This window comes from Oleiphilus sp. HI0125 (genome assembly GCF_001635355.1).
In genome coordinates, this window is record NZ_LWGF01000712.1 from 1 (window position 1) to 1,075 (window position 1,075).

Below are 1,075 nucleotides of genomic sequence, written 5' to 3' on the forward strand. Positions count from 1 at the left end.
TAATCCGATTGAAACCAAGCAAGTGATTTTATACGCCCTAGTGATCGCGAGCGCGACAGCAAGCGCGGCAGGCTTGGTCTTTTGGTTGCTCCCTGATGTGTTGGTAGATCTTTTTGTTGATGAGGCATTAGGGCCAGACGAGTACCAGGCTCTAGTGGCCTTAGCTAGTTTGTTGTTACTGATTGGCGCCATGTTCCAATTGGTTGACGGGTGGCAGGTCGTTTTAATGGGTGTGCTCAGAGGCTTTAAACTTGGCGCATCTCCAACCATCGTCGCAACTGTTAGTTATTGGGGGCTTGGATTTCCTGCGGCTTATTTCCTGGGTGAGATGTTTGGCCCTGCCGGCGTATGGGCGGGCATGGGCTTAGGCTTAGGGTTAAGTGCAATCTTGTTATTTGGTCTTGTTGTTAAAACCTACAAGCGAGTGTTTTGAGCATACTTAATTGAAGAGCTAACGCTCTCGGCAAGAATACTCCACGCTCCATGTAGACCAAAGATCGAGCCATGCAGAGGATGCGTTATAGAGTAGAGCGTTGTCTAGCATGCTAAAAACAAAGTCCGTTGGAGTTACTTCGGTCGTGATTTGATTCCACTCCAGACCTGAGCACTCTTTATTTAACTGTAATGGGTTGCTCAGCTCGGCGACTGAAAAAATGGCGTGTTGATACCATTTTCTGTACCGAACACTGCTTGCTGCATCGTATTGTATGTCTGGCATATCTTCGGTAAACATACCTAGTGTCCAGTCAAAGCTTTGCTCAGGTTTTGGGTCGGGGACAACAGGGCCATTCTCAAAATGAATTACGGAACAGCCGCTTAGGCTTATCGTTGCTGCGATAGCAATGTATTTGGCTTGATGGAGGAAGTTCGTTTTCATGCTTATTTCACCTTCCGTTCGCACCACACCATTGCAGTACGTGGCATGTAGATTCCGAGTGTTCCGATTGCCCATGCAACATCAGTAAGCGTGTACTTGGTTTGTAGTTGTACGACTGGTCGGGTACGGCATACACGTTGCGTATTTACTTTGTGTTCACCAACAATTCCCCAGAGATAGAATGGCTTGCTTTCTTTA

General features: G+C 47.2%; 3 protein-coding genes. 1 reads left to right on the forward strand and 2 read right to left on the reverse strand.

All coding sequences use genetic code 11. The annotated features are described in order from the left end of the window. A partial coding sequence (locus A3762_RS10340; protein WP_255375040.1) for an MATE family efflux transporter occupies positions 1-433 on the forward strand: 433 nt, incomplete at its 5' end. Between the two features lie 18 nt (positions 434-451). On the opposite strand, the gene A3762_RS10345 is transcribed toward A3762_RS10340, so the two are convergent. Next, entirely contained in the window at positions 452-877 is a 426-nt protein-coding gene (locus A3762_RS10345) for a hypothetical protein (RefSeq protein ID WP_068478510.1), read from the reverse strand. Positions 878-879: 2 nt separating this feature from the next. Then, positions 880-1,075 (reverse strand): Bor/Iss family lipoprotein (locus A3762_RS27475; RefSeq protein ID WP_197469193.1); only part of this gene is annotated, 196 nt, incomplete at its 5' end.

Coding starts and splice junctions, on each gene's coding strand:
- A3762_RS10345 (WP_068478510.1), bottom strand. CDS start 877: ATGAAAACGAACTTCCTCCATCAAGCCAAATACATTGCTATCGCAGCA.